Raw genomic sequence first — 23935 nt, 5'->3', positions numbered from 1 at the left:
GTCTTTTGCATAAGCAACAACTTCACGGATCTGATCCTGGGTGTAATAGCCGCCATGTGGAGTTTTATTGATCTGGTTGGCACCCCTGTTAAACTGGGTAGCCTCCCTCCAGGCGCCAACTTGGGTAAGCCGGGGGTATTTCTTGATCTCAATACGCCATCCATGATCTTCAGTTAAATGCCAGTGAAAGGTATTCATTTTATGCATAGCCAGGTAGTCAATATATTTCTTAATAAAATCTACCGAATAAAAATATCGCCCTACGTCTAGCATTACTCCCCTCCATTCAAAACGGGGCTTGTCAGCAATAACTACACAGGGGATGGATACCTTGTTTGAAGATGTACCATTTTTCAAAGGAATTAGCTGAAGAAGTGACTGCACACCGTAAAAAATACCGTTAGGCGACTGCGCAGTAATAGTAATACCGTTTTTTTTAACTGATAACATATATCCTTCCTTTCCTAAGGTATCAGGTGCGCCTTTTAATGTAAGAAAGATTGAATTCCTGCTTGCAGCAGTTCTGCTATTATCACTTATAATTGTTAGATCAGTTTGCAATTTTAGCCGTTCAGAAAATAGTCCGGCAATCTTTTCCAGTTCAGGATTATTTAAATCAGTAACTATTTTACTTTTACTCGAAATTTTGAAATTGTCATCAAGCCTGGTTACGGATGACGGCCGTGGTATGATGGATATATTATTAACCGCTTGTGCATAGGCCTGGTTTAAGATTATACCTAAAAATAATATCACCTTTATTGTCTTCATATTATTAACCTTTCTTCTTACGAACAATACCTTGTACTTCCAAATCGCAAACCAGCGTGGTATAAGGCTGTAGATTACGGTAAAGCCCGCTATCAAACGCACGCCTGGAATGAATAATCAGTGTGGCTTTGGAACCGGCCGGAAACAATCCGACAGCTTCCTGGAAGCCGGAAAGCTGAGCGCCTGGTAAGATCGGAACGCTAAATGGGCTGTAATCCCAGTCTGCTTTATATATCCCTGCCTTTTTTGCAGAATCTGCAATGGTAGTCTCAAATATTTTTCCTGTTAATGTTCTTGCAGTGTAATTAACAATCACTGTATCCCCCACTGATGGCTTATTTCCCACTCCTTCTTTTACCATCATATAATCCAGACCTGGGGAGCGCTGTAAAGGCTTTATTTTTCGGGGAGTTATGTATGCCCGAATATTTGATTCCTCTACGCTTTTTGCCTTTTCAGCCTCATTTTTCTTAAGGGCTTCGATATTAACATTAAACAAACTGTCATTAAGATTACCTCTGGGCACAACCTGGTTCACCCTTACATAATAGATCCGGTATTTATCTTTGGAAACCGTGTCTTTAGCATGCCCTTTTTTTCGAAGAGAATCCAGACTAATTTTAATTACCGCACTGTCTCCCTCACTCAAATGGCCTAATCCTTCGAAAAGATCTCCCTTGAAATATGACTTTTCGCGGAACATCAGGGTTGGACGATGATCGTAATCATAGGAGCCAGATATCATTCTCCCATCTTCAGTCTTCTCTGAATAAGTAATAGAAACAAAATCATCTTCCTTAATTGCCGGTCCTTCCCGGTCTTCAACTATTTTGATCAGCCCGTTACCATTTTGCTTTTTCCGCCACATGCTGTCAGTGATAATGCAAATAATATTATAACGTACAGCTTATTAATTTTACTCATTTTCATCTGTTTATTTATTTGTAATGAAGCATCATGACCTTATAGACATTACATAGTGTGGGATGTAAAGATCATGATGGCTTCATACTTAATTAGGTTAATCAAGGAAAGAAGAATTTCCGAATATGGTAAGGCAAATTCAGTAGCTTATCCCCGCTTGCACCCATTACCTTTGTAGTAACTGTCCCATTGTTATACATATAAAGAGTTATCTGGTGACGGATATAATGCTACTCCTGTACGTTTTTTTAATCCCGCTACTATTTTACTTACTTCTTTGTCTCCAGCCTCATGATCATAATAGCCAGGTGCTTTATAGGGTTCCTTTCCAACAAATACGATCTTTCCTCCTGCTGCTGCAAACCTATCCAATGCCTTCACTGTTTCCGGATACATGGTTTCTGCTTCGATGATCAACAAAATTTTGTAGCTTCTTGGTCCATATTTAAGCTTTCCTTCCTTGAAGCTAGCTTTTTGTAAAATATTTTCACTCAAATAATCGCATCCGCCGCCGCATTGATGGATCGCTTCCCATACGTTGTGCACATAGTCTGGCCATGCCCGCTCCGGAAAAGGATCCCACTGTGCAGCAAATTTACCCCATAAATCTGGCAACGGGTGCATGACTGCAATATCCGACATCAAAGTACCCTGCTGAAAAACAGCCGACAAACGGCTTTTATAGGCTACCCAGTTTTTGAGGTAGGGCCACCATGGATTTCTTTCGTTAAATAAAGTGCCATACCTCACCCAGCCAGGAAACGCGGCCTTGGGCGGACTGTAATTAAAGCCATGTAAAATAGAGTGGCTTACACCAGAAAGGTTACTTTGGTCGCCGGTGATCTTCACATTTTCGAGCGTTGCATTAAAGACCAGCTGGGTGTTTGTAATTTCCTCACAGCTGATCATCTTTTTACCAGCCAGCCTTGCGCCCGAGGACACAAATTTATTCACCTCCGAATACGTGCGCCCATGACTATAATCGAACTCCTTGGGTACCTCTCCGGTATGTCTCCTGATCCAGGTTTCACATTCGGGTATGTCGACCTGCATGCTCGACTCCAGCGGATGGTATTCACGGCCGTAGGCCTGTACCCGGGATAAAACTTTGTTCTTTTTGCACCAATCCAAAAAAGAATCCAGAAAACGCTCCTGAAACAGCTCCATTTTGGTGAGTTCAAAATCATAACGTACCCGCTCCAGCGTATCCACCAAATCCCCTTCAGGTATAGAACCATACTTTTCGGTCAGTATTGCCCTGCCAAGCCGTCCTGTTTTAAAAAGTATAAATGGAAGATAGGGTTTCAAAGCATATTTTCGGCGTTTTTGAAACTCACTGTACATATCGTCGCACCAATTGGCCCCTTCCAATTCCAGGCTATCTGTAAATACTGATCTGAAATTCTCACCAATTACCCCCAGTTTTGGCACTATGGCGTCCGACATCCGGCTAAGGTATTTCTGCACGGCCTCCTTGTTGTAGTGGTTCAATACTGGCCCACTGGCGCCTGGCGCTCCGTACATTACGGCCATAAACCCGGTAATCCTGACCAGAAAATACAATACGTAGTCTCCTTCAGGAATCTGAATAGTAATGGCATCCTTACCTATTTCAGCATCCAGGTCTACCACAGTATCCAAGCCCGTTAATTTTGCAGGAGCCAGACGCAACGCAGACAACTCTTTATACCGCTTATCGTGCTTAGAAGCAATTGGCGGCTCTACCAGCTGCTCTATTTCTGCTCTGGTGATCTGAAATGTTTGGGGGCCTTTAATATCTTTAGTACCCAATGCCATGATTTGCGTTTGCTCGTCTTTGGTCAGAAACTCACCGCCAAATGGCCATCCAGAGCCCATAATGATATCACACACAATCCCCCGCTCTTTCGCGGCTTTAACAGCAAAGCCTAACATCTCTATCCATTCCTCGCTTAGCCATTCCAGTTCTTTGAATCCCATCGGATCTGCCGTTTCCGGAAAGCGTATGGAATTGATTTCGACACCGCCGATGCCTAATTCTTTAAGCATATCCAGTTCCCTCAGTAATTCTTCTTTAACCACTCTCAGCCCATTCCACCACCATCGTACGTAAGGTTTGGCTGTACCCACCGGGTTCTTAAAGGTTTCATAAAGCGCCGCCTCAGCCAAAGCCTCGGGATTTTCATACCATCCTTCATTGGCCGTAAGCTGGCTAAATGGTATACCAGCAAGCGTAACCGAGCTCAGCTGAACAAATCTTCTTCTTGACAGTTTCATAGTTTATGATTTTAATATCGTTTTTTCAGCAGACCCTTTAATCGAAGAGGTCTTCATTAATCATAATCACTTTTTTGTAAAAAATAATTTGATCGAGACTGACCACAGGCCGCATAATTACCTAATTTTAAATTATTTGCTTATTACAATTTAGGCTAATTTTTATTTTTCCATTTGCAATTTCTGATCTATTTTTTGTACTTTTTGGCATTCTTAATTTCAATTGTCTTTTGCGAACTCAAGAATTTCAATATTGAAACAAAAAACCCATTGCAGTTCATCCGAACCTATGCAATGGGTTAACCAAAGTAGCAAATAATTGCTTAAAAACGGCATAAGCTTAAATTCACTCCTAACCAAGATTATCGCCTAGAACGAATAGGACTGATAATATTTTTACCAGCAATGGTATTGGACAATTCTAATGTTTAACCGCGGCACTTCCTTTTTTAAAGGAAGCCGGTACCAGTTCCAGAACAGCATTTACAACAATATCCTCCACAGCCTCAGAAAACGGAGCAGGCATGTTGTACCAATACATGCTGGCATCAGCCTCATACCCCCCCTCCTTTAATATACGGCGGGAAGGAATATAGCAGGATACATCATTCGCATAGGCATTGATCCAAACCCTGTCTGCACCAAGCTCGCGCTTCAACCGGATAGAATAATCTACTACAAGTTCGCCACCCATGTTCAACATCAATAGTTTATCATCAAAATTCCATACTTGAACCGGGTAGTCCAATGATTTGGGAAGTTTTTCTCCCCTGATCACACGCTCCAGCGCAAGCCGGGCATAATAACCTTTAACGGTTTTGTCTTCGGTCATTTTCATCAGCTCGGCAACAGTTGGCACTTTAGAAAAAGGCAATCTAATCCACTTCATCCTTCCTACTGGAGCTGAATTCAAGGGTTTTAACTTCGATTTGAACAACTGCTCCACATTATTGGCTATCTCCTCTCCATGAGCCCTTACGTATTCCATCTTTCCCTGTTTACCGGGATGCGCATCCCCGCCGCAGCCAGCAGAAACCATTGCTATAGCACCCGAATATTTCGTTTCAAGCTGATGTTGTACTTCTCCCATCCAGTCTCCATGAGCTTCATTTACCTCAGGGCCGAGTGTGATTCCATGACAGGCATAATTTACAAAAATGGCCTTCACGTTACCGTCCAGATCCGTTACCCTTAAAACAGGTAGAGTATGATCCACTGGGCCGCCTTCAGGTCTGCGGTTTACTGCAAACGATGCCTCACCTTGCCCCCATGCTACCAAAGCAGGCTTCCGGTTATTTAGCGCTGCTAAGGCAACTTCCACAAGCTTATCGGTTAGCCGCTCGCTAAACTGGGCAATATGCAGCAACTGATCAAGATTTATTAAAGAATCGCTGAAATTGAAATTGCTGGGATAATCTCCCCTGCATTGCAAAATATTGATCAGGTTCCCTACTTCAGGGCTGCCATGGGTATGTGAAGCACAGATAGCGATCTGGGCAGGATTAAGCGCTGTTTCTTTGGAAAGCCGGTCAACAACCTGCTTTGTTACCCGCCAGTTGATCCCGACTAAGTCAACAGTGATGAGCAACGAGGTTTGTTTTGGCCCGGTACCGAAAGCCAGGGCCTTGGCAGATAAGCCACTGAGCACTTTAGTAGATTCTTCCTTGCCACGTGCGGCATAACCTGTAAGACGTACAGGCCCTACCGGGCTGATGTCGACACGAGCCACACCAACCGCCATACTATTGTTGTTTTTTTGAGCCTGTTGTGCATTTGAAAGTTCACAGAGCAGAAAAAAAGCAATCACCAGGATGCCTTTCAACATCCTGGAAATTTGAATTTTATTTATCATTATTCCTTACTATTTTTTGTTCAATATATCCGAAAGGGTCTTTTGTATCCAGGCCTCTGATTTAGGATAATCCGCATAGGTTTTAAGTGCTGCAAAGCGCTGATCATCCGGATCAATACCGGCAGTCTGCAAAATAGCATAATCCTGTAAGGATTCTGCAAAAACTTCCCAGCGAATAGAACTGATCGGGCCATCAGGTCCGGGATACACAACAAAAGGATCTCCATAGGGTATTTCAGGATAAACTCCGGCATCCGCATGGTTAAACGGATCCAGTATTTCCTCCGTTTCCAGTTTATTCCAGTAATTGTATCCCCAATGCAAAAAGCCTTGTGCCTTAAGGTGATAAAATAAGAATCCGCCCATCCTTAATTTAGCTAAAGGTGTATCAAAAAACCGGTTCAGGTAATCCCCTTTAGGTGCGGTGCAATAATACACCCAATGCGGAATCTTTGCTTCATAATATGCCTTTGCTCCGGGAAGTTGCGGTACAGGAATGTCTACCAGACCCTGTTTTCCATATTCAATATTACTTAAAGCATCCATTATCGGGTGCATCCAGGGTGCGAGTTCCTTAAGTACATTTTTAGCTTTACGATAGTTATCTAAATGTTTAGCACTAGGCTCATCTGAAATATGGAAATAAGAATCCTGCAACACATTTTCTTCAAGTAAAAATTTATGAAACTGAGGTAAAAATTGTTTAAGAAAATTAATGAAAGTGTCTGAAAAGCCTGAAATATCCGGTGGCCAAAGCATAACAAATTCATTGTTTACTTTTTTATAAACCCGAACAGGGTTTTCTAAGCCCCAATACACCCAAAGGTGCGACCATTCAAACTTCTTCACGCCAATTTCTTTGCACATCGTCATGAACTTTTTTACTCTTGACCAGTCAAACACATACTTTCCGGGAGAAGGCTCATCTACTATGAGTAATTGACAAGGACGTTTAAATACCGGTTTGATGTCAAAAAGCACCGGTACATAAATTACATCTGAGCCATGGTCCAGCATATCTATAAAATGAGCTTTCGTAAGCTGCCACCACTTGTCATCAAACATTTCAGTTTTATAATAGTTCCAGGTTGCCTCACCACGCCACCAATGCAACACGTGAAAGTTCTCCCTTGGTTTCACAACCATTTGAGCGATATTAATCTCAAGTGGCAATGAAACAGTACCCTTTTTACCCCGTTCTAGGCCGAAATAAACATTTTCCCAGGTTAGATTAACCTTAAGATTATATTTCCCGGGTTTAATTCTGGCAGGGATATTTAAAGTAACCCAGAAAGACCTGCTCGCATATGGGTCAGCAATCGCATTGATAGCTGGCATTAATGGATCCGGAACCAGACCAGGAAGATGGCCTACCCCATCCAATTCTTCAACTCTGGTCAAAGGGGTAAAATTGTACATGGGAACCAGACCCACAAGGCGCACCAAAGGCTTCAATTCCTCCGCACCTTCAATGGTACAGTCCAGTTTTTTCACTTTAAGTGTATTGTTGCGAAAGCCGATCTGGAAAGAAATTCTGCTGTTACGGGCGGCTAATAACTCAAAGGGAGCAGCTTGCTTTGCGGGCGATTGTGGAAATATTCTGTTTAAAGAAGACTCAAGCCAGCAGCTCAGTTCCTCCCCATCAGCAATTACAGGAAAAACTTCAGCCCTTGCCTTAGCATTAACAGCTGAATCTGCAAAAGCATAAGGCATTACAGAAACACCCACGCTGCTGATGGCAATTTTCTTTAAAAATGATCTCCGGTCGTCATTACTTTTCATACTAAAAATGGTTTATAGGTTAATATTTCATTTGTGTAGCCATTCAGATGTAATATCCTAAATCGCTAAGGTGTTTTAATTGTAGCACTATAGTTATAATATTTTCCCACATTATTGGTTTGCCCGACAGCACGAATATAATATTTAGTGCCTGCAACAAGACCAGTCAGGGCAATCGTCCTTTCACCGGTTGTCAGATTCAGTGAAGTAACCGTTTCCATCTTCTGTCCGCCACCAAAGAATGTGGTGATATTGGGATTATCAATAGTGCTCCAAACCACACCTAACAGGTTGAGAACTTCTGTGCTGTGCACCTTCTCATATTCAACTTTAACAGTTCCTGTTGTACCGGTGATAGATTGTACAGTAGCTTTCAATCTTACATTTGGAAGCGCCCTGACTTCAGTCGTCGTCTCGCCCGATATGTTGAGCCTTATGGTATCGCCAACTATTTTAAATGCACCCAACGGATACAACTTGTAATTACCTGGAAACAGCGCTGCATTTACAAAACGTCCATCTGGAAAAGAATTGGAAAGAATTGGTTGTTTACTGTTCCCTTCAAACAATTGGATACTGGTACCCGTATTAACGCCTGCATTCTGTACCGGTTCATTGGTCACATTGTCAACCACTGCCCCAGATAATGTTGCACTGGGCGGATCATAGTTATCAATCTTGTTGCAGGCAGAGGCCACAACTGACAGGATTACAAAAATTGAATAATATATCTTTTTCATCTGTTTATAATTTAAATTACCACCCTGGATTATTAGCAATGTTACTATTTGTACTGATATAGCCAGAAAGGTTGCTGTAATAATCTTTTTCTTCGAACGTCCTGGTCAGGCCTTCATCCAATGGCGCACCGGTTATCTTCTTGAAAAGGTATTTATAACCAGTACCAGTATACCTTAAATAGGGATACAAACCATGCATTAAGCTATTGTTAAACAGGTTTTTTGCAATCCGCCATCGTTTCATATCCCAGAACCGTTTATCTTCAAATGCCAGTTCGACCTTCCGTTCATTACGTAACCTGTCAATGGTCAGTTCTCCGGCAGTAAGTATCTTGATACCAGCACGGTTTCTCACCTGGTTAATCGCCGTAAGCGCTTCCGGAAGATTGATCCCCAACTCCAGTGCCGCTTCTGTATAATTCAACAAAACCTCTGCATATCGGATATCAATATAACTCTGATCGGAAAGATTAGCTGCTCCTACAATTTGACTTTGGTTGATGTATTTTCTGACATAAAAACCTGTTTTTGTATAACGGGTTCTGGAATGCGGACCATCCAGCCCTACCTGGAGTACATTAGCGTCTTTAGGGAATTTCTGGTCTGGAGTTTGGTAAAGCCTGCCATCTGTATCGTAAACTCCAGCCCACATCTGAATGGGCCTGCCTATAAACGGAGATCCTGACCTGAATACGCTCGCAGCAAAGCGCGGATCCTTATTTTTAAAAAGCTCATCAGGAGAATCAAATTCCTTACCATCTACATTTAAAATCCCCGGCGTGCCGTCTACATATTCATAAGATTCCACTAATTCCAGAAGAGGACAGATTGAAGAACCAGTACTTGCAATATAAGCTATCGGAGTATTTTCAAAATCGTAGCTGTGTGCCTTATCCGGAACGATATATGCCCGCTGAAAAATGATCTCTTTATTGTTCTTATCCAAAAAGATATCGGTATAATTCTTAACAGGATCTCCTGTTTTGGCTACTGGGTTATAAGATTTATCATAAAGACTGTATTTGTTACTTTGCATCACAGCAGCCGAAGCCTTCAGCGACTCTGTAAAATACAGGCTAGCTCTTGACGCGGGGATGCCAATCAGACCATTTAACTGAACTGACCCATATTTTGCGATTGAGCCCGCATAAAGCATTGCTCTTGACTTTAATGCCTGTGCTACCGTATTTGTAGCACGGTTAGCATTTTTGGCATCCCAGGATTCCGGAAGATCTAAAATTGCCGCATCAAGTTCTTTTAAGATAAAGGCATACACTTCATCCTCCGTATTTCTGAAAACCTTTAACTCTTCAAGATTAGAACCAGTAAAATCCTGAACTTGTTCTATAATTGGCATGCCGCCATATTTTTTAACCAGGTCGAAGTAATAATAGGCTCGAATAAACCGGCATTCAGCAATATATTGTTTGATTTTATCAGGGGGTATGGTGGCCGTCCTGATCTTATCTAAGAAATAATTGGTTCTGCGTATCCACAGATATTGGGTAGTATTCAGGAAGCGATTGATGCCCCCATAATTACGCTGCAGCACCGGACTTCCCTGTAAAACAGCTGCAGCTTCATCCGTAAAAACACTTTGGTAATTCTGACCGGTATGACCAATTTGAATGTTATCATACAGCGCAGCCATATAAATATCAATCATTGTTGTCGATACCCAGATATCCGCATCCGAAATCAGGTTCAATGGCTTTCTGTCTAAGGTATCCTTGATACAACCAGATAGAAATATTGCTATCGAAAAAAATACTATAATTATTTTATTTTTCATCATCATAAGTTTAAAATGTTATTCTGGCACCAGCATTGAATGTCATCATCTGAGGATAGTTAGATCCACTCGCGCTCCTGTTTTCAGGATCTATCTCTCCCAAACCAGAGAAGGTCAATAGATTTTGTCCACTCAATGTGAGGTCAAAACTTCCAATTCCATGCTTTTTCAGGAAATTGTTTTGAAGATTATAGGTGATGCCAGCAGATTTCAATCTCAGGTAACTGGCGTTTTTTACCCAGAAATCAGAGATCAACAAATTATTAGCCGCTCCCCCAACTACAGTAGATGGATACTTACCAGGAACCCATGCTGAATTGGGATCGGTAGGATCGGCATGGTGCCAATTGTCTAAAAGGTAAGCATTAGCACTTCTACCATCTTTAAAAGGAGAAGTTGCATTGTACGACAATTTTGAGTAGACCCAGGCTGCACCTGCCCAGTTCATATCAATGGTAAACCTTTTCCAGGTTAAATTAATTCCCATACCAAAGTTCAGTAGCGGATTACTTTCAAATACAGCCGAAGGCCCTGAACTGGTATCATATCCCCTGGTAATAGGCTGAATATCTCCAGCATCTATCACCCCATCTCTGTTGAAATCCTGATACTTGATATCGCCAGGTCTTAGCGTAGAATTTGCACGGGCATCCTGTACGGGTGAAGCATAAATGTCTTCAAAGGACTCGAACTGCCCTAACGATTTATAACCCCAATGAACACTTCCTTCCCTGCCTTCATTATTATTTCTCCAATTGTCGTAGGAATTATTAAAAGGTCTTTGTTCCAAATGGTCATTTCTCAGCCTGGCATAAGAAACATTTGTGGAAATCATGTAACTGACCTCACCTATTTTGGAACTGTGTCCCAGCGCAATTTCAATACCTCTGGAATTCAAAGAATTCAGGTTTTCCTGTGCTAAACCCGAGCCAAATGTACTAGGTATAGCACCTACTCTTGTAGCCAGAATGCCCTTGCTGGTTTTGTAGAAAATGCCAGCCTCCATAGTGAGCAATCCTTTCCACATACTCATGTCAAAGCCTAAATCAAAACTTTGGTGATCTTCCCAGGTAATATTAGGATTTGGAATTACATTCGAGGTTAAACCGGCGGTTAGTACACTTCCTCCATATATATAGCTGCCGGAGGGATAAGTGTATCCAGCCAGGTACTGGAAGTTAACCGAACCATCATCACCTAGTTTTCCCCAGCCGCCACGCAATTTCAGATTGTCGATAGCAGGAATTTTATTCTTAAAAAACTTTTCTTCAGAGATTCTCCAAGCTCCGGATATTCCCTGGAAAAAACCCCATCTTTTCGTAGGGGGAAATTTTGCCGAACCATCAAACCTGAACATATAATCCAGAAGATATTTACCTTTGTAATCATAATTGAAACGACCAAAATAACTTGCCCTTCCAGCATCAGAGGTGGTGCCTGTATTGTCTTTAGCCAAATCGGGCCCGGCAAACAATTGATCAATGGTGGTCACATAGTTTTGTCTGGTTCCAGATAAACTCGTACTTAACCTGTCGCTAACCTCATACGCCACCATTCCTTTTAAATTATGATTTTCTCCAAAAGTATGCTCATAGGTGAGACTAGGGTTTACATACATCGTTGCTTGCTTTCCCGCTAAAACGATAAGTCTGCTCACACCACGGGTACTGATCTGGGTAGACGTCTGCGTAGTCTCGTTCCAGGTATGGAGTCCAAATATCTTCTCCCAGTTCTTGTTATCCTCGAAGATCATGTCGCGCGACGCAAGTAGATTAAGACCTAATCCATTAATGAATGGCACTTTATATTTAATGTTCAGAGAACCTTCAAAAACATTCTGGTCATTTTTAATGTAACCTGTTAAATCACGGTCAAGATAAGCGGATAAGCCAAAATTTGTTGAGGCAATTTTCCCATCGGGAAGCCTCGGATTATATATTGGTGCCTGGTAATACAGCCAGGCTGCCATAAGGTAAGGTGACTGAACCATATTGTCACGGTTTTCAGTCCGTGCCCCCAGATTGATGGAGACTTCCAGATTATCAGTAATGTTTGCACTAACGTTTGTCCTGAAATTATATTTCTTGTACTCCTGGTTGCCTCCCCGAAATATGGAAGCTTGGGTTGACTGCCCCAGCAGGAAAAAATATTTTATTTTTTCACTACCGCCTCTTACGGAAATATTCTGTTGCATCTGCGGTGCATTATCCCGCATCCAGTAGTCATAATAATTGAAATTAGGGTACTTAGGATCAGTTCCGTCCCTGAACTTCTGAACCTCTTCCTGCGTATACGTTGGTGTGCCTCCAATGTTTACAGTTGATTGATTCAATAATATCGCATATCCTTCTGCATCAACCGGCTTTGGGAATTTGGTGATATGCTGGACACCAAAATTTGATGTATACGAAAACACAGGTTTCCCAAGTGCCCCTTTTTTTGTGGTCACTAATATTACACCGTTTCCACCACTCACTCCGTATATGGCAGCCGAAGCCGCATCCTTCAGCACAGTAATACTCTCAATTTCATTTGGGTCCAGACGGGTAAAATTCCTGTTTTGAATACCATCAACAACAACCAGTGCACCACCTAAACCACGGATAGCAAGTGCGACATTGTCATCACCAGGCGCGCCGCTCCGTTGATTTGGACTTAAACCCGGAAGTTTACCATAAAGCAGTGTCGACACATTTGGAGTGGGGACAGCTGTTAAATCCTTTGCGGTTACCGTAGCTATTGCGCCGGTAAGGTTCTCTTTTTTCTGCGTTCCGTAACCCACTACTACCATTTCGTCAAGCGTTGAAACCGTACTTTCTAAATCTACATCTACTTTATTGCGCCCATTGATAGGAATAGTCTGCGTTTTATAGCCTATAAAGGAGAAAGAAAGGGACGCATTTAAATTTACTCCAATCAGTTGATAACGGCCCTCACCGTTTGTAGTTGTCACCTGTTTACTTCCAGGTACAAATACCGTAACACCGCTTAATGGCTGATTATCTGCCGAAGAGCGTACTGTTCCAGAAACAGATTGTCCCTGTACACTTTTTACAGATAAAAACAGTAAAAAGCTGCTCAAAAAGGTGAGTAAAAGCTTTGGTTTTTGTAAAATTCTTCTTGTCATAATTTTTTAAGATATTGGTTAAATAAAAAGGTGATTTCACAACAATAGCGGTAAATGATGATTATCATTTAATAAAATTAGAGAACATCAATCCGGAATTTTTAACCGATATAGACAAATAAATACCCTATTTTGTCTTTTTTTTTCAACTCAAAAAACCCTTGGCATCAATACTTATTTTTCGAAAAGTAAAATTTAATTTTTTACCAGAAACGCCAATAGATATAACACCAGGCAAGCGCATATAAAAACAGCCATAATTTAACCTGTTTCCACCAGGGTCTACTCACTCCATCATCAAGTGTGCCCAGCCAGGAAAGTTTCCAGATAAATGGTTTTACCTGATCATAATCCGGAGCAGCGCTGCTCAAAGAAACCGCGATGATGAGTAACATCGTTAATACCTGGGCAATACCGCCAACATATAACCAATGAAGATTGATATTCATTACCATTAAAACCAGTACAACTATAATCTGGATCACAACACCACCAATCAATCCGGCAATTGCCCCTGCATAACTGGTTCTTTTCCAAAAAATCCCCAATAGTATTACAGAGATAAATGGAGTAGCCATATAAGTAACCCCTGTTTGAAAATATTTAAACAATCCTATTGATCCAACCACCGGTGCAACCAGGGAAGCGATCAGCAATGCTGCGCCTCCAGAAACCTGGCCTGTTATAATCAATTCCCTGTCGCCTGCATTTTTTTTCCAGAAATTACGATAAACATCCAACGTAAAAATGGTAGCAATTGAATTTGAAAGCGCGCTTATCGCCGCCATAACTGCAGCAAAAAAGCCAGCCAATATAATTCCTTTAAGTCCTGAAGGAGCAAAAGTTTCCAATGCAAGAGAAAAGGCCCGGTCCTGATTATCAGGCAATAAAGAAGGACCTTTATGCATTACCTCAAGCCAATGGTAAACTACCAGGCCAATCAAGCAAGTTACCAGCGGGCGGATGATATTTATAAAACCCGCAAATATTAATCCCATCATCCCATCCCAGGTACTTCTTGCAGATAAAATGCGCTGAATCATGACCTGATTTGAGGATTGGTAAAATAGAAACACGCCAAATGAGGCTACTATGAGGCCTAAAAACGGTGCCTCAGGATCGGAAAGTGGATGATACAAATGAAAGCGTTCAGGTGCTGCGGCCACCATTGCATTCCAGCCTCCCGGAATGTGGTTGAGTGCAATAAAGAAAAACAATATACCACCACCGATAAGCAGTACGCATTGTATGGCATCAGTCCACATTACCGAAGTAAGCCCTCCCATAAGTGTATAGCTGGCAGTAAATAAGACTATTCCAGCCATCACGTAATATTGATTCCATCCGGTGAGTTCACTCAGTGTGATACTCCCTCCATAAATAATAGGAGGAAGAAAAATAAATATATACCCAAACAGTATTACAATGCTATAGATATTACTACATGCTGGTCCAAAACGGCGTTTTAGCAAATCAGGAACTGTGGTTATTTTGTTCCGCAAATACATGGGAATAAAAAAGATCATGGTTAACAGATAGGTAGGTAATGCCCACCATTCCCAATTGGCAATACCCAAGCCACCTTTGTAGGTTGCTCCCATTATACCAACAATCGCCTCACTTGCTACACTGGTGGAAACAAAAGCAGCTCCAATAAGATACCAGGGCATATTACCTGATGCCAAAAAGTAACCACTGGTAGTTCTTTTTACTTTTTTTGCAGCGATGAGGCCGATAACAACTACTAACAGTGTGACACCTATTATTATGGCGGAGTCGAGAAAGGAAAGGTGAAAATTATTCATTTTTTAATTTTTAAGGCAGTACTCTGCGGGTCAGACCGCGTTGATAAGCTTCCAGACGGGTAAACCCTTCTGCATAACGGCATCCTGCAGTTAAACCTCTAAACCTGGCCTGAACTTCTATCATATCATTCATATCAGTATTGGCCAGATCCTGCATCGCAACAAACTGGCTCTTGTGACAGGCCAACATCGCCTTTTTTGTTTCAAACTCCTCTGTGATGTCCACGTACTCTGTAGGGGTAAAACCAATTCCACAAAGTGTATCCATGTAATAGATCTGTGCCTGACCAAATCTGCAGGCCGGCAAGGACTGGTTAGGAATAAACGGAAGACCCTTCTGAAAATAAGAATCGAAAACCAATTGGCTTACATACCTGTGATCAGGATGATAATCATTAGGCGCATGAGTAAAAATGATATCAGGATCAGCCTCCCTAAGGATATCAATCATGATGTGCCTGTGTTCCTGATTGGGAAAAACATGCTCATCCATTATGCCAGGCCAGATCAGCTGTGCGCCAATAACAGCAGCAGCAGCACGGGCTTCCTGCTCCCGCATGGCACCGAGTATTTCAGGTTTAATTATCGCATCACCCATATTTCCATTTGTAAAAACAGCTATCGTTACCTGATGGCCCTGTTTAGCATAACGGTTCAAAGTGCCTGCACAAAGTATTTCGGTATCGTCCGGATGGGCGGCAACACAAAGAATATTCATATATTATGGTATAAATTATTTAATGTTAATTCATGTTAAAGCACGCCGTATCTGTCGTAAACAGCTCTTAATGTGTCACCTTTGAGCAGGTCATTTCTTGATTGGTTCTCCTTGAATACTTTTTCGTAAGCCAGCCCAAGCACTTTATTTTCTATATCCTGCGGCACCACTACAACACCATCAAAATCAGCATAAACCAGATCCCCAGGATTAACAACTACATCGCCACATCTAACAGGTACATCATATGCCATTACCTGTCCCCTGCCAAGACTATCCACCGGACGAATACCTGTATAAAATAAGGGGTAGCCCATTTTAATTATTTTACTACAATCCCTTATCATACTATCACAAATTGATCCTACAGAACCATTTCTCTGCGCGATTGTACTCATCAGTTCGCCCCAGGGCGCATTGGTACAAGCAAAGTCGCTGGAATGGACAACTACCTCATTTGGTTTTAAAGAATCGACAGCCTCAATTTCAAGGTTATATGCGCCATCTTCAATATAATCTGTTTCCATCCAGCGAAATGTCCTGGCCCGGCCAACAATGATACAATTATTGGCATCCAATGGTCTTAAACGTTGGTGCATGGCACAATTTCTATGCCCCAGCACATCCAGAACATCACAAACAATAGGTACATAAAGGTTTTCTTTTATCCAATTAAACTTTTCAGTGTCGTTTGCAAACGAAATGGTTTTTGAATTCATAATTTTAATTTATTTGAGTTAATTAATAAGCTTAAGTTTTATATATAGGTCATCGGTCCCATACGTAAGATTGCATCCTAACTGGGATGATGCATTGTGTATTCATCTTTTTTTGCGCACAAAACCATTTGAAAACGTTAGGGTTTTCGGCATTTAGTCCCATCAGATCATAATGGTTGGGCAACACACATGTAGGTTGTACTGCATGCGCAAAAGATGCTGCCTGTTCTGGTCCGGGATTGCCCCATTTCCCATTAATTGGAACCAGCATTACTTCAGGCTTTTTGGGTGCCGCTGCAAGTACAAGCGGATGATATTCGGTATCACTGGTGTGGTAGAAATTTCTGCCATTGCCAAACTTTATGAAATAGCCGGTAGTATCCAACACATCTGCTGCAGTCGGGAGCGCAAATACACCAGTTATTTCTGTTGAGCCCAAGCACCAGGTATCACCTGCATGCAAGGTTACGATGCGCCGTGCAGGAATACCCAGTGATCTCAGTTTTTTAGCCGCTTGTCTTGGTGCAACAAACCAGGTTTCATTCTTTTTTGTATAAGATAAAATGGTATCAGGGTCGAGGTGATCAAGATGATCATGAGTAATGATGTAAATGTCAGCACTTAACTCATCAGGTCTTATCGGGCTGGGATAAAGCCGTAAAAACTCCGGAGCATCTTTCGCTGCTGAATCAGAGAGATACGGATCAATCACCACAGTAAGTTCTGCCACCCTGATAACGTACCCAGCCTGCCCCAGCCACCATAATGCAGCTTCTGAATCAGACAACCTATGTTCTAAAATTTCCTTCATCTTCATGTTTAAAGATTTATACAGAATTTTTTTACTGCGGCTTCATTTATTTCAATACCTAATCCAGGCCCCTCAGGGATGGGAATAAATCCGGAGCTATCCATCTGGATAGGATTTTGAATAACCTCCCTTAACATTGGACTGTCGCTAACATTATATTCAAGAAACAGGGAACGTTGTAAAACAGCATTTACATGAAGACTTGCCGCAGTATTAAGATCAGTAAGCCATGCATGCGGACAAACATCTATGCCTGCATACTCCGCTTCCCACATGATCTTCCTGATTTGCGAAAAGCCACCGCAACGGGTAAGGTCTGGTTGTATCACATCAATGCCCCCTTTTTGTATCAGTTCACGAAAACCCCAACCTGTTGCTTCCTGTTCACCAGCGGCCAGTCTTGTTTTGACGCCTGCAGCTTTTACCTTTCCATATCCTTCATAATTTTCAGGATGTAGAAAATCTTCCAGCCAATAAACATCATATGGTTCTAATGCACGGCAAAGCGCTATTGCATCATACGCACTCCGGTTTACCATCCATCCCGGATCAACCATTAAATCCACGTCAGGGCCAAGTGCCTCGCGCGCTGCGGCCACCAGTTTGATGTCCAGTTTAAGATCCTGACCAAAAACTCCCCAGCCAAATTTAACTGCCGTAAAACCACGTTCCAGATAAAAAGCACAGGCCTCCTTCATGGCTTCGGTGCTCCCTCTGAAAAGTGTGGACGCGTAAGCCCTGATGCGGTCACGCCTCGCACCTCCCAGTAGTTTATGTACCGGTTTGCCAATTGCTTTCCCGATGATGTCATGACAGGCAATATCAAATCCAGACAGTAGCTGCATAGCTACCCCCCTTCGTCCGTAATAAATAGAGCCTCTGTAAATTTTGTCCCATAAACGTTCTACATCGAAAGGATCTTCGCCAATTACCAGCACCCTCAACCCTTCAAAAACACCTGAACCACTATCCGGAGCATCTACTACAGCCGCACCAACGTGCGAGGAGGTTTCTATATCAGACCATCCTGTAATTCCTTCATCTGTACTTACCTTCAATAAAAAACAGTGTTTCACACCTCTGGCTTCTTCACTACCTTCCGGCGCATGGTTTTCGTAGGGAGATTCCAGAATAAAAGCCTCTACATTTGTAATTTTCATCTATACTATAATTAGTTTTAATATCATACTTAAAATATCAACGCCACTTTTAAAGCCTTGTCATGGCGGTCGCGTGCCAGGTAAAATGCTTGCTCCCAATTTTCAAAGGGAATCTCGTGTGTAACCAGATCCGACAGCTTTAAGGCCGGGTCTTGCAAACAAGCGAGCGATTCGTCTATTTTGTCTTCATCGTTACAACAACCTACTATTTCCAGTTCAGAAATGTGCAGGTTAAACAGGTCTACAGGAACAGGCTCTTTCAATAAACTAAACACCACCAGTCTGCCCCGTTTGCGCAAAGCTGCCATACAGGTGAAAAAAGCATCTGCAGAACTCACGGCCAATATGGCCACATCAACTGATGCTACAGGATGGGTGTTAACAATTTCCACGCCCGGTATTATGCCAAGCCGAAAAGGTTCCTTTCCTGCAACCAATACACGGGCAGCCCCAGCTCTTTGAGCCAAACGGGCAATGATGTTTCCAAAAGGCCCGTCACCCACCACAAAAACCACCTTCCCCTTAATGTCACCCGCCCTCGATATGGCCTGCAAACAGTTGGCAACAGGTTCTAACAAGGCCCCCAACGAAAAGGAAATGCCATCGGGCAGTTCTCTTACCCGGTCTGCACGCTGCACAAAATATTCAGAAAAGGTTCCAGCCCTGTCTATACCCAGATGGCCCATATTCAAGCATAAATGACCAAAACCGCGTTGACATTCTACGCAGACACCACAAGGGACAACAGGATGCGCCGCTACTCGCATACCGATCGAAAACTGCCTCACATCCTGGCCGCATTGCACAATTGTTCCTGCGCCCTCATGTCCAAGTACGCTTGGCAATTTAATGGCAAAAGGATTGTTCCTGATGTCGTGCAGATCTGAAGTACAGATAGTTGTAACTGCTGTCCTGATCAGCACTTCATTTGCTTTAGGAACTGGCAGCGGAAGTATTACCGGCACCAGTTGGTTCAGGCCCTGCAATTGTAATGCTTTCATTGTTGGTAGTTTCATCGTTTTACTCATAATCTTGGATCTGGCAAACCCAACAGGGTCAGGGTATCTCGGTAAATAATGCCTTCAATTACCTCAGCCGGGACAATCGGCAGACCACTATTGCCGATAATATGATTTAAATCACGTAGCCCTGCTATAGATCCGGCAGTAGTTGTAAAGGGAAAATCCGAACCGAATAACACCTTTTTTTCTGCTTTATACTCTACCACTAAGCGCATGGCATTATAAAATTGCCAGGGCCGGTAGTATAAGGCAGATACATCACAGTAAACATTGGCATGCCTTCTGATCACCGCTATTGTTTCACCCTCCCATGGATGACCAAGATGCGCAAGTATCATACGCAGGTCGGGGAAATCTACCGCAACTGCATCAAAATGAACAGGACGTGAATAGTCTAATGGTGTACCGCTAACAAAAGAAGTACCTGCATGAAACAGTATCGGTAAACCATGTTTCACACAGTACCTGTAAATTTCATAACATCTGGGATCTGCAGGGTGCACATTCTGGTACAAGGGCGCCATTTTAACCCCTACTGCCCCTAGCTGCTGATGACATTTTTCCAACTCTTCCATATAACCCGGTTTAACAGGGTCTATAGAGGCAAAAAACAAAAGCCTGTCTGCTGCCCGGCCAACATGCGCTGCAACATATTCGTTCGGGATGTTCCAATCTGTAGCTGAAGCTTGTAAACCAAATACAATAGCCACATCTGCTGCCTGGGTAGTTTCCAGATGGCGCTCTGCAACATCACCCCAAATTGCCGGCTCAACTCCACAGCGTAATAAATCTGCCTGTAGCTTTGGTCCAAAATCAGATTCGGGTCTAAAAACATGCGTATGAATATCTACAATCATCGTTCAAATCTTTAACTAAATTCATAATAGTTATATACAATATATCTTTTTCCCTTTTTATTTAGCAAAATTGTTTTTTAATCCGCCACCATATTGGGTATAGTTCCAACGGTTCTGATCTGCTTTTCCATCGCCAGTGATATCAGCAAAATAGTAATCGGTATACATATTTTCTGAAACACCTCTTAACGAATAAATAGGCCCATCAAACACATTACTTGTTGTAGAGTAATAGACTTTTAATTTACCCAGGTATGCCCCAGGATTCCAGTATATCTTATCAGCTCTGCCATCACCATTGATATCGGCAAAATAAAATACGGTTGATTCAGAGGCACTTCCTGCTCCAGAATTGCTAAATGTAGAAGACGCTGTAAAAGTACCATCTCCATCAGAAAGGTATACCATAGGTTTTCCAGAGTTTAGCGCCGGATGCCATACTATTTTATCGGCTTTACCATCCTCATTTACATCCGCATAATAAAACCTGGTTCCTGCTGTTGTGCTGGTACCTTCGGCACCTAAGACTACGGTGCTGCTAAAACTGCCACCCGAAGTCGCTAAATAGACACGTGTTTTACCAGCATCAACATTAGCGTTCCAATAAATTTTATCGGCCTTACCATCGCCATTTACATCGGCAAAATTATAAATTGTCGTAGTACCTGCGCTGGCTCCTTCAGGATTATCTATAATCGTTGAACTAAAATTACCATTTGTTGTCGCTAATAAAACCCGTGTATGCCCTGAGTTTAAGGTCGGTGTCCATAAAATTTCATCCGCTTTACCATCTCCGTTAAGATCAGCATAATAATATCGCGTAGTGGTATAGGTTGAAGCCCCGGTGGTATGTGGTATGGCAGACCCAAAAGTACCATTACTGTTAGAAAGGAACACCTGTGGTTTACCACCGTTTACAGTCGGATTCCAGTTTATTTTATCTTTTTTACCATCTCCATTTACATCAGCAAAATAAAAGTTTGTAGCTGCACTGGTACTAGCACCATTTACATCATCATGGGTATCACCAAATATACCAGGGATAAAAGTAGCCATTACGGGCCAGTGATCTGAAGGCCATCTAGGCACACCTCCAACCAAATAACTGGTAGTAATGACCTGCGAAGAAGTAAAAGCCATTGATCTGTCGCTCATGATCCAGTCAAGTTTATAATCTCCTGTAGCATCCCAACCATGAATTGTCATACCGCCCTCAAAATCACCCAATGCATCCATCACATCCAATCCGGTTTTAAGAGTTGTAATTTCTGGCGTCCCGGGTTGTGTATTAAAGTCCCCAAACGTAATTACAGGCAGGTTATCTGTGTTATATTGATTGATAATATTTACCAGATATTCAGAATTTGTTTGTCTTACCGACTGAGAATCATATTGCCAATGGCTATTACTGATAAAATATCTGTTAGAAGTAGCATTATCTAGCAAAATTACCCATGTTACAGTATTTATAACAGGGGGATTAGGACCAAGAACTCTTGAACCACCACCTTGTCGGGTAAAACGGTTAATCTTATAGAAAATGGCTTTAGGAGAGCTGGTAATAACATCGGGGCTTATATATACTTCATAACCCAGCGCTGCCATTTGATCTACAAACCAGGTTTTGAAGGAAGTGTCAGTAAATTCCTGTACCCCAAAAACATCCGGAGAGTTGTCTACAATGATCTGACGGATAAGCCCTTGTCTTTCTGTAATGCTTTGTGGATCACCAACAGCATTATGTCTTGTATTAAATGACAATACCTTGATAGGATTAGATCCGGCCAGCATTTGCACATTAGATAAAGATCGCGGAGGAGCACCTTTTTCATCTTCATCAAGCCTGTTCATTTCGGCTTGCTTACACCCTGTAAAATACAATATTGCAGCCAGAAACAAGGCTACTTTGAATGGCATGTTCTTTAAACCATCCCGATTTAGTACTACTTTTTTCATAAGACAGATTTATTATTGAGTTTGATAAAACAATGATACAGTGTAATAATCTTCGTTTTTTACCCGATATAGATAAATCCTTACCCTATTTTGTCTTTTTAAATTCTATGCAATAAAAAAACTTAAAAATTCGTATTTTTAAGTTATGAAACCGAATTATAAACCCATTCCCTTTGATGAGTCCAACTTATTCAATGTGGTTTTTCAGGAGAATAAAAAGGAATTCGACTATCCATGGCATTACCACCAGGAATATGAATTGATCTATATTCCCTCGGGGCAAGGATTACGCTATGTAGGTAACAGTGTTGAAAACTATTTCAATGATGACCTTGTTTTAGTGGGTTCAAACCTGCCCCATTGCTGGATCGATGAAACTCATCAGGAGAAACGGACACCAAAAGCAATAGTCGTATATTTAAAAGAAGAATTTTCTGATAAGGCCTGGATGCAGAGCTATGAATTCAAAGCTATACGCAACTTGCTTGAGCTGTCTAATAAGGGTATTAAATTTAACCCGGCAGTGGCGGCAAGATTAAAAGAAAAATGCCTGGAACTGCCGAAACTCCCTCCACTTCAAAAATTGATCTTATTGATCGAGATCTTGCAGGAGCTGAGTCAATCCACCGAGTATAGTTTTTTATGTGAACAGGGGTTTTCCTGTGAGCTGAATAACTTCCATAATGAGCGCATCAATACCGTATATAAGTATATTGATGCGCACTATCAGGGAAAAATTTCATTAGGGGATGTAGCTGCCCAGGTTTATATGAGCCCCGAATATTTTTCCCGGTTTTTTAGTAAGGTGATGAAGAAAACTTTTTTCGAGTTTCTGAATGAATACAAAATTAGCAAGGCCTGCAAATTACTTATCGATACCGACAAACAAATAGGTGAGATTTGCTATGATTCAGGCTTTGAAAGTATTCCATTTTTTTACAGGCAGTTCAAAAAATTTAAAAACTGTCAGCCTAAACAATATCGAATCAATCACCTTAAAGCATTGAACTAAGCAGTTTAGACAGGCAATTTAACGATACAGTCAATTTCAACCTTAATACCTTTGCCCAGTACCGATTGTACCGTAGTTCTTGCAGGTCTGATACCAGTAAAATATTGGGCATAAACCTCGTTATACCTATCAAAATCATTGATATCACTCAAATGCGAGGTACATTTCACCACATTATCCATTGTGGCCCCGGCTTCCACTACAATAGCTTTGATATTTTGAAGCGTAAGGTGAGTTTCTTCTTCAATCGTTCCCAATACAAATCTTGAAGTTTTAAAATCAACGGATGCCTGTCCGCTAACAAATAAAAAGCCATCAATTACAACGCCATCAGAAAAAGCGCCTGTTATGAAATCAGCCCTATCAGGATGATTGATCTTTATTTTGCTCATAAAATAAGTAATTAAAAGTAAATAGTTAGTGTTTATAAAACTAAAACCTTAACAGGTTTTCACGGGACAATTATACAACATAGCATTTCTATTTCTTTATCTGATACAGATGCATTGATATCCTATTTTGTCTTTTTTAAAAAGCATAAAACTTCGGGTGTAGCGTATTGGGTATTCCGGGAAAAATGAGCACGGATTCCGCATTTAAACTGTGTCTCGTCCTGCTATAGCTTGTCATT

At 41.7% G+C, this 23935-nt stretch carries 18 protein-coding genes; 1 reads left to right on the top strand and 17 read right to left on the bottom strand.

The features are described 5' to 3' along the window. The 16 genes from R2Q85_RS24045 to R2Q85_RS23970 form a co-directional block, all read right to left on the bottom strand. Positions 1-771, bottom strand: a 771-nt coding sequence (locus tag R2Q85_RS24045; RefSeq protein ID WP_316814359.1) for a beta-N-acetylhexosaminidase, incomplete at its 3' end; no start/stop codon positions are given. 4 nt (positions 772-775) lie between these two features. Beyond that, positions 776-1639, bottom strand: a complete 864-nt coding sequence (locus R2Q85_RS24040; RefSeq protein WP_316814358.1) for an FKBP-type peptidyl-prolyl cis-trans isomerase — start codon at positions 1637-1639, stop codon at positions 776-778. 248 nt (positions 1640-1887) lie between these two features. Further along, a complete protein-coding gene (locus R2Q85_RS24035) occupies positions 1888-3951 on the bottom strand; it encodes a glycosyl hydrolase (protein ID WP_316814357.1) in 2064 nt (687 codons plus the stop codon). Positions 3952-4372: 421 nt separating this feature from the next. Then, positions 4373-5803, bottom strand: coding sequence for a hypothetical protein (locus tag R2Q85_RS24030; RefSeq protein ID WP_316814356.1), 1431 nt, complete (start codon positions 5801-5803; stop codon positions 4373-4375). Between the two features lie 9 nt (positions 5804-5812). Beyond that, positions 5813-7585: a DUF4091 domain-containing protein gene (locus R2Q85_RS24025; protein WP_316814355.1), complete on the bottom strand. Its 1773-nt coding sequence runs from the start codon at positions 7583-7585 to the stop codon at positions 5813-5815. A 65-nt stretch (positions 7586-7650) separates the two neighbouring features. Then, positions 7651-8325: a DUF3823 domain-containing protein gene (locus tag R2Q85_RS24020; protein ID WP_316814354.1), complete on the bottom strand. Its 675-nt coding sequence runs from the start codon at positions 8323-8325 to the stop codon at positions 7651-7653. 16 nt (positions 8326-8341) lie between these two features. Beyond that, complete coding sequence (locus R2Q85_RS24015; protein WP_316814353.1) at positions 8342-10123, bottom strand: RagB/SusD family nutrient uptake outer membrane protein; 1782 nt, start codon at positions 10121-10123, stop codon at positions 8342-8344. 4 nt (positions 10124-10127) lie between these two features. Further along, the gene (locus R2Q85_RS24010; RefSeq protein WP_316814352.1) at positions 10128-13244 is read right to left on the bottom strand and encodes a TonB-dependent receptor; all 3117 of its coding nucleotides are present in this window, start codon (positions 13242-13244) and stop codon (positions 10128-10130) included. 203 nt (positions 13245-13447) lie between these two features. Beyond that, complete coding sequence (locus tag R2Q85_RS24005) at positions 13448-15049, bottom strand: sodium:solute symporter family transporter (protein ID WP_316814351.1); 1602 nt, start codon at positions 15047-15049, stop codon at positions 13448-13450. Positions 15050-15059: 10 nt separating this feature from the next. Continuing rightward, a complete protein-coding gene (locus R2Q85_RS24000) occupies positions 15060-15767 on the bottom strand; it encodes a PIG-L deacetylase family protein (RefSeq protein ID WP_316814350.1) in 708 nt (235 codons plus the stop codon). A 35-nt stretch (positions 15768-15802) separates the two neighbouring features. Beyond that, complete coding sequence (locus R2Q85_RS23995) at positions 15803-16486, bottom strand: RraA family protein (RefSeq protein ID WP_316814349.1); 684 nt, start codon at positions 16484-16486, stop codon at positions 15803-15805. 49 nt (positions 16487-16535) lie between these two features. Next, positions 16536-17303 (bottom strand): MBL fold metallo-hydrolase, encoded by a 768-nt coding sequence (locus R2Q85_RS23990; RefSeq protein ID WP_316814348.1) that lies wholly within the window; start codon positions 17301-17303, stop codon positions 16536-16538. 2 nt (positions 17304-17305) lie between these two features. After that, positions 17306-18457 (bottom strand): mandelate racemase/muconate lactonizing enzyme family protein, encoded by a 1152-nt coding sequence (locus R2Q85_RS23985; RefSeq protein ID WP_316814347.1) that lies wholly within the window; start codon positions 18455-18457, stop codon positions 17306-17308. A gap of 29 nt (positions 18458-18486) precedes the next feature. Next, the gene (locus R2Q85_RS23980) at positions 18487-19473 is read right to left on the bottom strand and encodes a zinc-dependent alcohol dehydrogenase (RefSeq protein WP_316814346.1); all 987 of its coding nucleotides are present in this window, start codon (positions 19471-19473) and stop codon (positions 18487-18489) included. A gap of 8 nt (positions 19474-19481) precedes the next feature. After that, positions 19482-20336: an amidohydrolase family protein gene (locus R2Q85_RS23975; protein WP_316814345.1), complete on the bottom strand. Its 855-nt coding sequence runs from the start codon at positions 20334-20336 to the stop codon at positions 19482-19484. Positions 20337-20393: 57 nt separating this feature from the next. Then, positions 20394-22292, bottom strand: a complete 1899-nt coding sequence (locus R2Q85_RS23970) for an FG-GAP-like repeat-containing protein (RefSeq protein ID WP_316814344.1) — start codon at positions 22290-22292, stop codon at positions 20394-20396. Between the two features lie 145 nt (positions 22293-22437). Between R2Q85_RS23970 and R2Q85_RS23965 the strand changes: the two genes are divergently transcribed. Next, entirely contained in the window at positions 22438-23304 is an 867-nt protein-coding gene (locus R2Q85_RS23965; protein WP_316814343.1) for an AraC family transcriptional regulator, read from the top strand. Between the two features lie 5 nt (positions 23305-23309). Here the strand turns inward: R2Q85_RS23965 and R2Q85_RS23960 are convergent, their stop codons facing one another. Continuing rightward, complete coding sequence (locus R2Q85_RS23960) at positions 23310-23696, bottom strand: Rid family detoxifying hydrolase (protein ID WP_316814342.1); 387 nt, start codon at positions 23694-23696, stop codon at positions 23310-23312. Between the last annotated feature and the right edge of the window lie 239 nt (positions 23697-23935).

The sequence above is a fragment of the Pedobacter heparinus genome, from assembly GCF_032678725.1.
Classification (GTDB): Bacteria; Bacteroidota; Bacteroidia; order Sphingobacteriales; family Sphingobacteriaceae; genus Pedobacter; species Pedobacter heparinus_A.
The sequence above is the reverse complement of the archived record's forward strand: the minus strand, read 5'-3'. Positions and strand labels throughout refer to the sequence as shown.

What these genes read in the sequence shown, in the direction of transcription:
- R2Q85_RS24040 (WP_316814358.1), bottom strand. Translation starts at nt 1,639, where the DNA reads ATGTGGCGGAAAAAGCAAAATGGTAACGGGCTGATCAAAATAGTTGAA.
- R2Q85_RS24035 (WP_316814357.1), bottom strand. Translation starts at nt 3,951, where the DNA reads ATGAAACTGTCAAGAAGAAGATTTGTTCAGCTGAGCTCGGTTACGCTT.
- R2Q85_RS24030 (WP_316814356.1), bottom strand. Translation starts at nt 5,803, where the DNA reads ATGATAAATAAAATTCAAATTTCCAGGATGTTGAAAGGCATCCTGGTG.
- R2Q85_RS24025 (WP_316814355.1), bottom strand. Translation starts at nt 7,585, where the DNA reads ATGAAAAGTAATGACGACCGGAGATCATTTTTAAAGAAAATTGCCATC.
- R2Q85_RS24020 (WP_316814354.1), bottom strand. Translation starts at nt 8,325, where the DNA reads ATGAAAAAGATATATTATTCAATTTTTGTAATCCTGTCAGTTGTGGCC.
- R2Q85_RS24015 (WP_316814353.1), bottom strand. Translation starts at nt 10,123, where the DNA reads ATGATGATGAAAAATAAAATAATTATAGTATTTTTTTCGATAGCAATA.
- R2Q85_RS24010 (WP_316814352.1), bottom strand. Translation starts at nt 13,244, where the DNA reads ATGACAAGAAGAATTTTACAAAAACCAAAGCTTTTACTCACCTTTTTG.
- R2Q85_RS24005 (WP_316814351.1), bottom strand. Translation starts at nt 15,049, where the DNA reads ATGAATAATTTTCACCTTTCCTTTCTCGACTCCGCCATAATAATAGGT.
- R2Q85_RS24000 (WP_316814350.1), bottom strand. Translation starts at nt 15,767, where the DNA reads ATGAATATTCTTTGTGTTGCCGCCCATCCGGACGATACCGAAATACTT.
- R2Q85_RS23995 (WP_316814349.1), bottom strand. Translation starts at nt 16,486, where the DNA reads ATGAATTCAAAAACCATTTCGTTTGCAAACGACACTGAAAAGTTTAAT.
- R2Q85_RS23990 (WP_316814348.1), bottom strand. Translation starts at nt 17,303, where the DNA reads ATGAAGATGAAGGAAATTTTAGAACATAGGTTGTCTGATTCAGAAGCT.
- R2Q85_RS23985 (WP_316814347.1), bottom strand. Translation starts at nt 18,457, where the DNA reads ATGAAAATTACAAATGTAGAGGCTTTTATTCTGGAATCTCCCTACGAA.
- R2Q85_RS23980 (WP_316814346.1), bottom strand. Translation starts at nt 19,473, where the DNA reads ATGAAACTACCAACAATGAAAGCATTACAATTGCAGGGCCTGAACCAA.
- R2Q85_RS23975 (WP_316814345.1), bottom strand. Translation starts at nt 20,336, where the DNA reads ATGATTGTAGATATTCATACGCATGTTTTTAGACCCGAATCTGATTTT.
- R2Q85_RS23970 (WP_316814344.1), bottom strand. Translation starts at nt 22,292, where the DNA reads ATGAAAAAAGTAGTACTAAATCGGGATGGTTTAAAGAACATGCCATTC.
- R2Q85_RS23965 (WP_316814343.1), top strand. Translation starts at nt 22,438, where the DNA reads ATGAAACCGAATTATAAACCCATTCCCTTTGATGAGTCCAACTTATTC.
- R2Q85_RS23960 (WP_316814342.1), bottom strand. Translation starts at nt 23,696, where the DNA reads ATGAGCAAAATAAAGATCAATCATCCTGATAGGGCTGATTTCATAACA.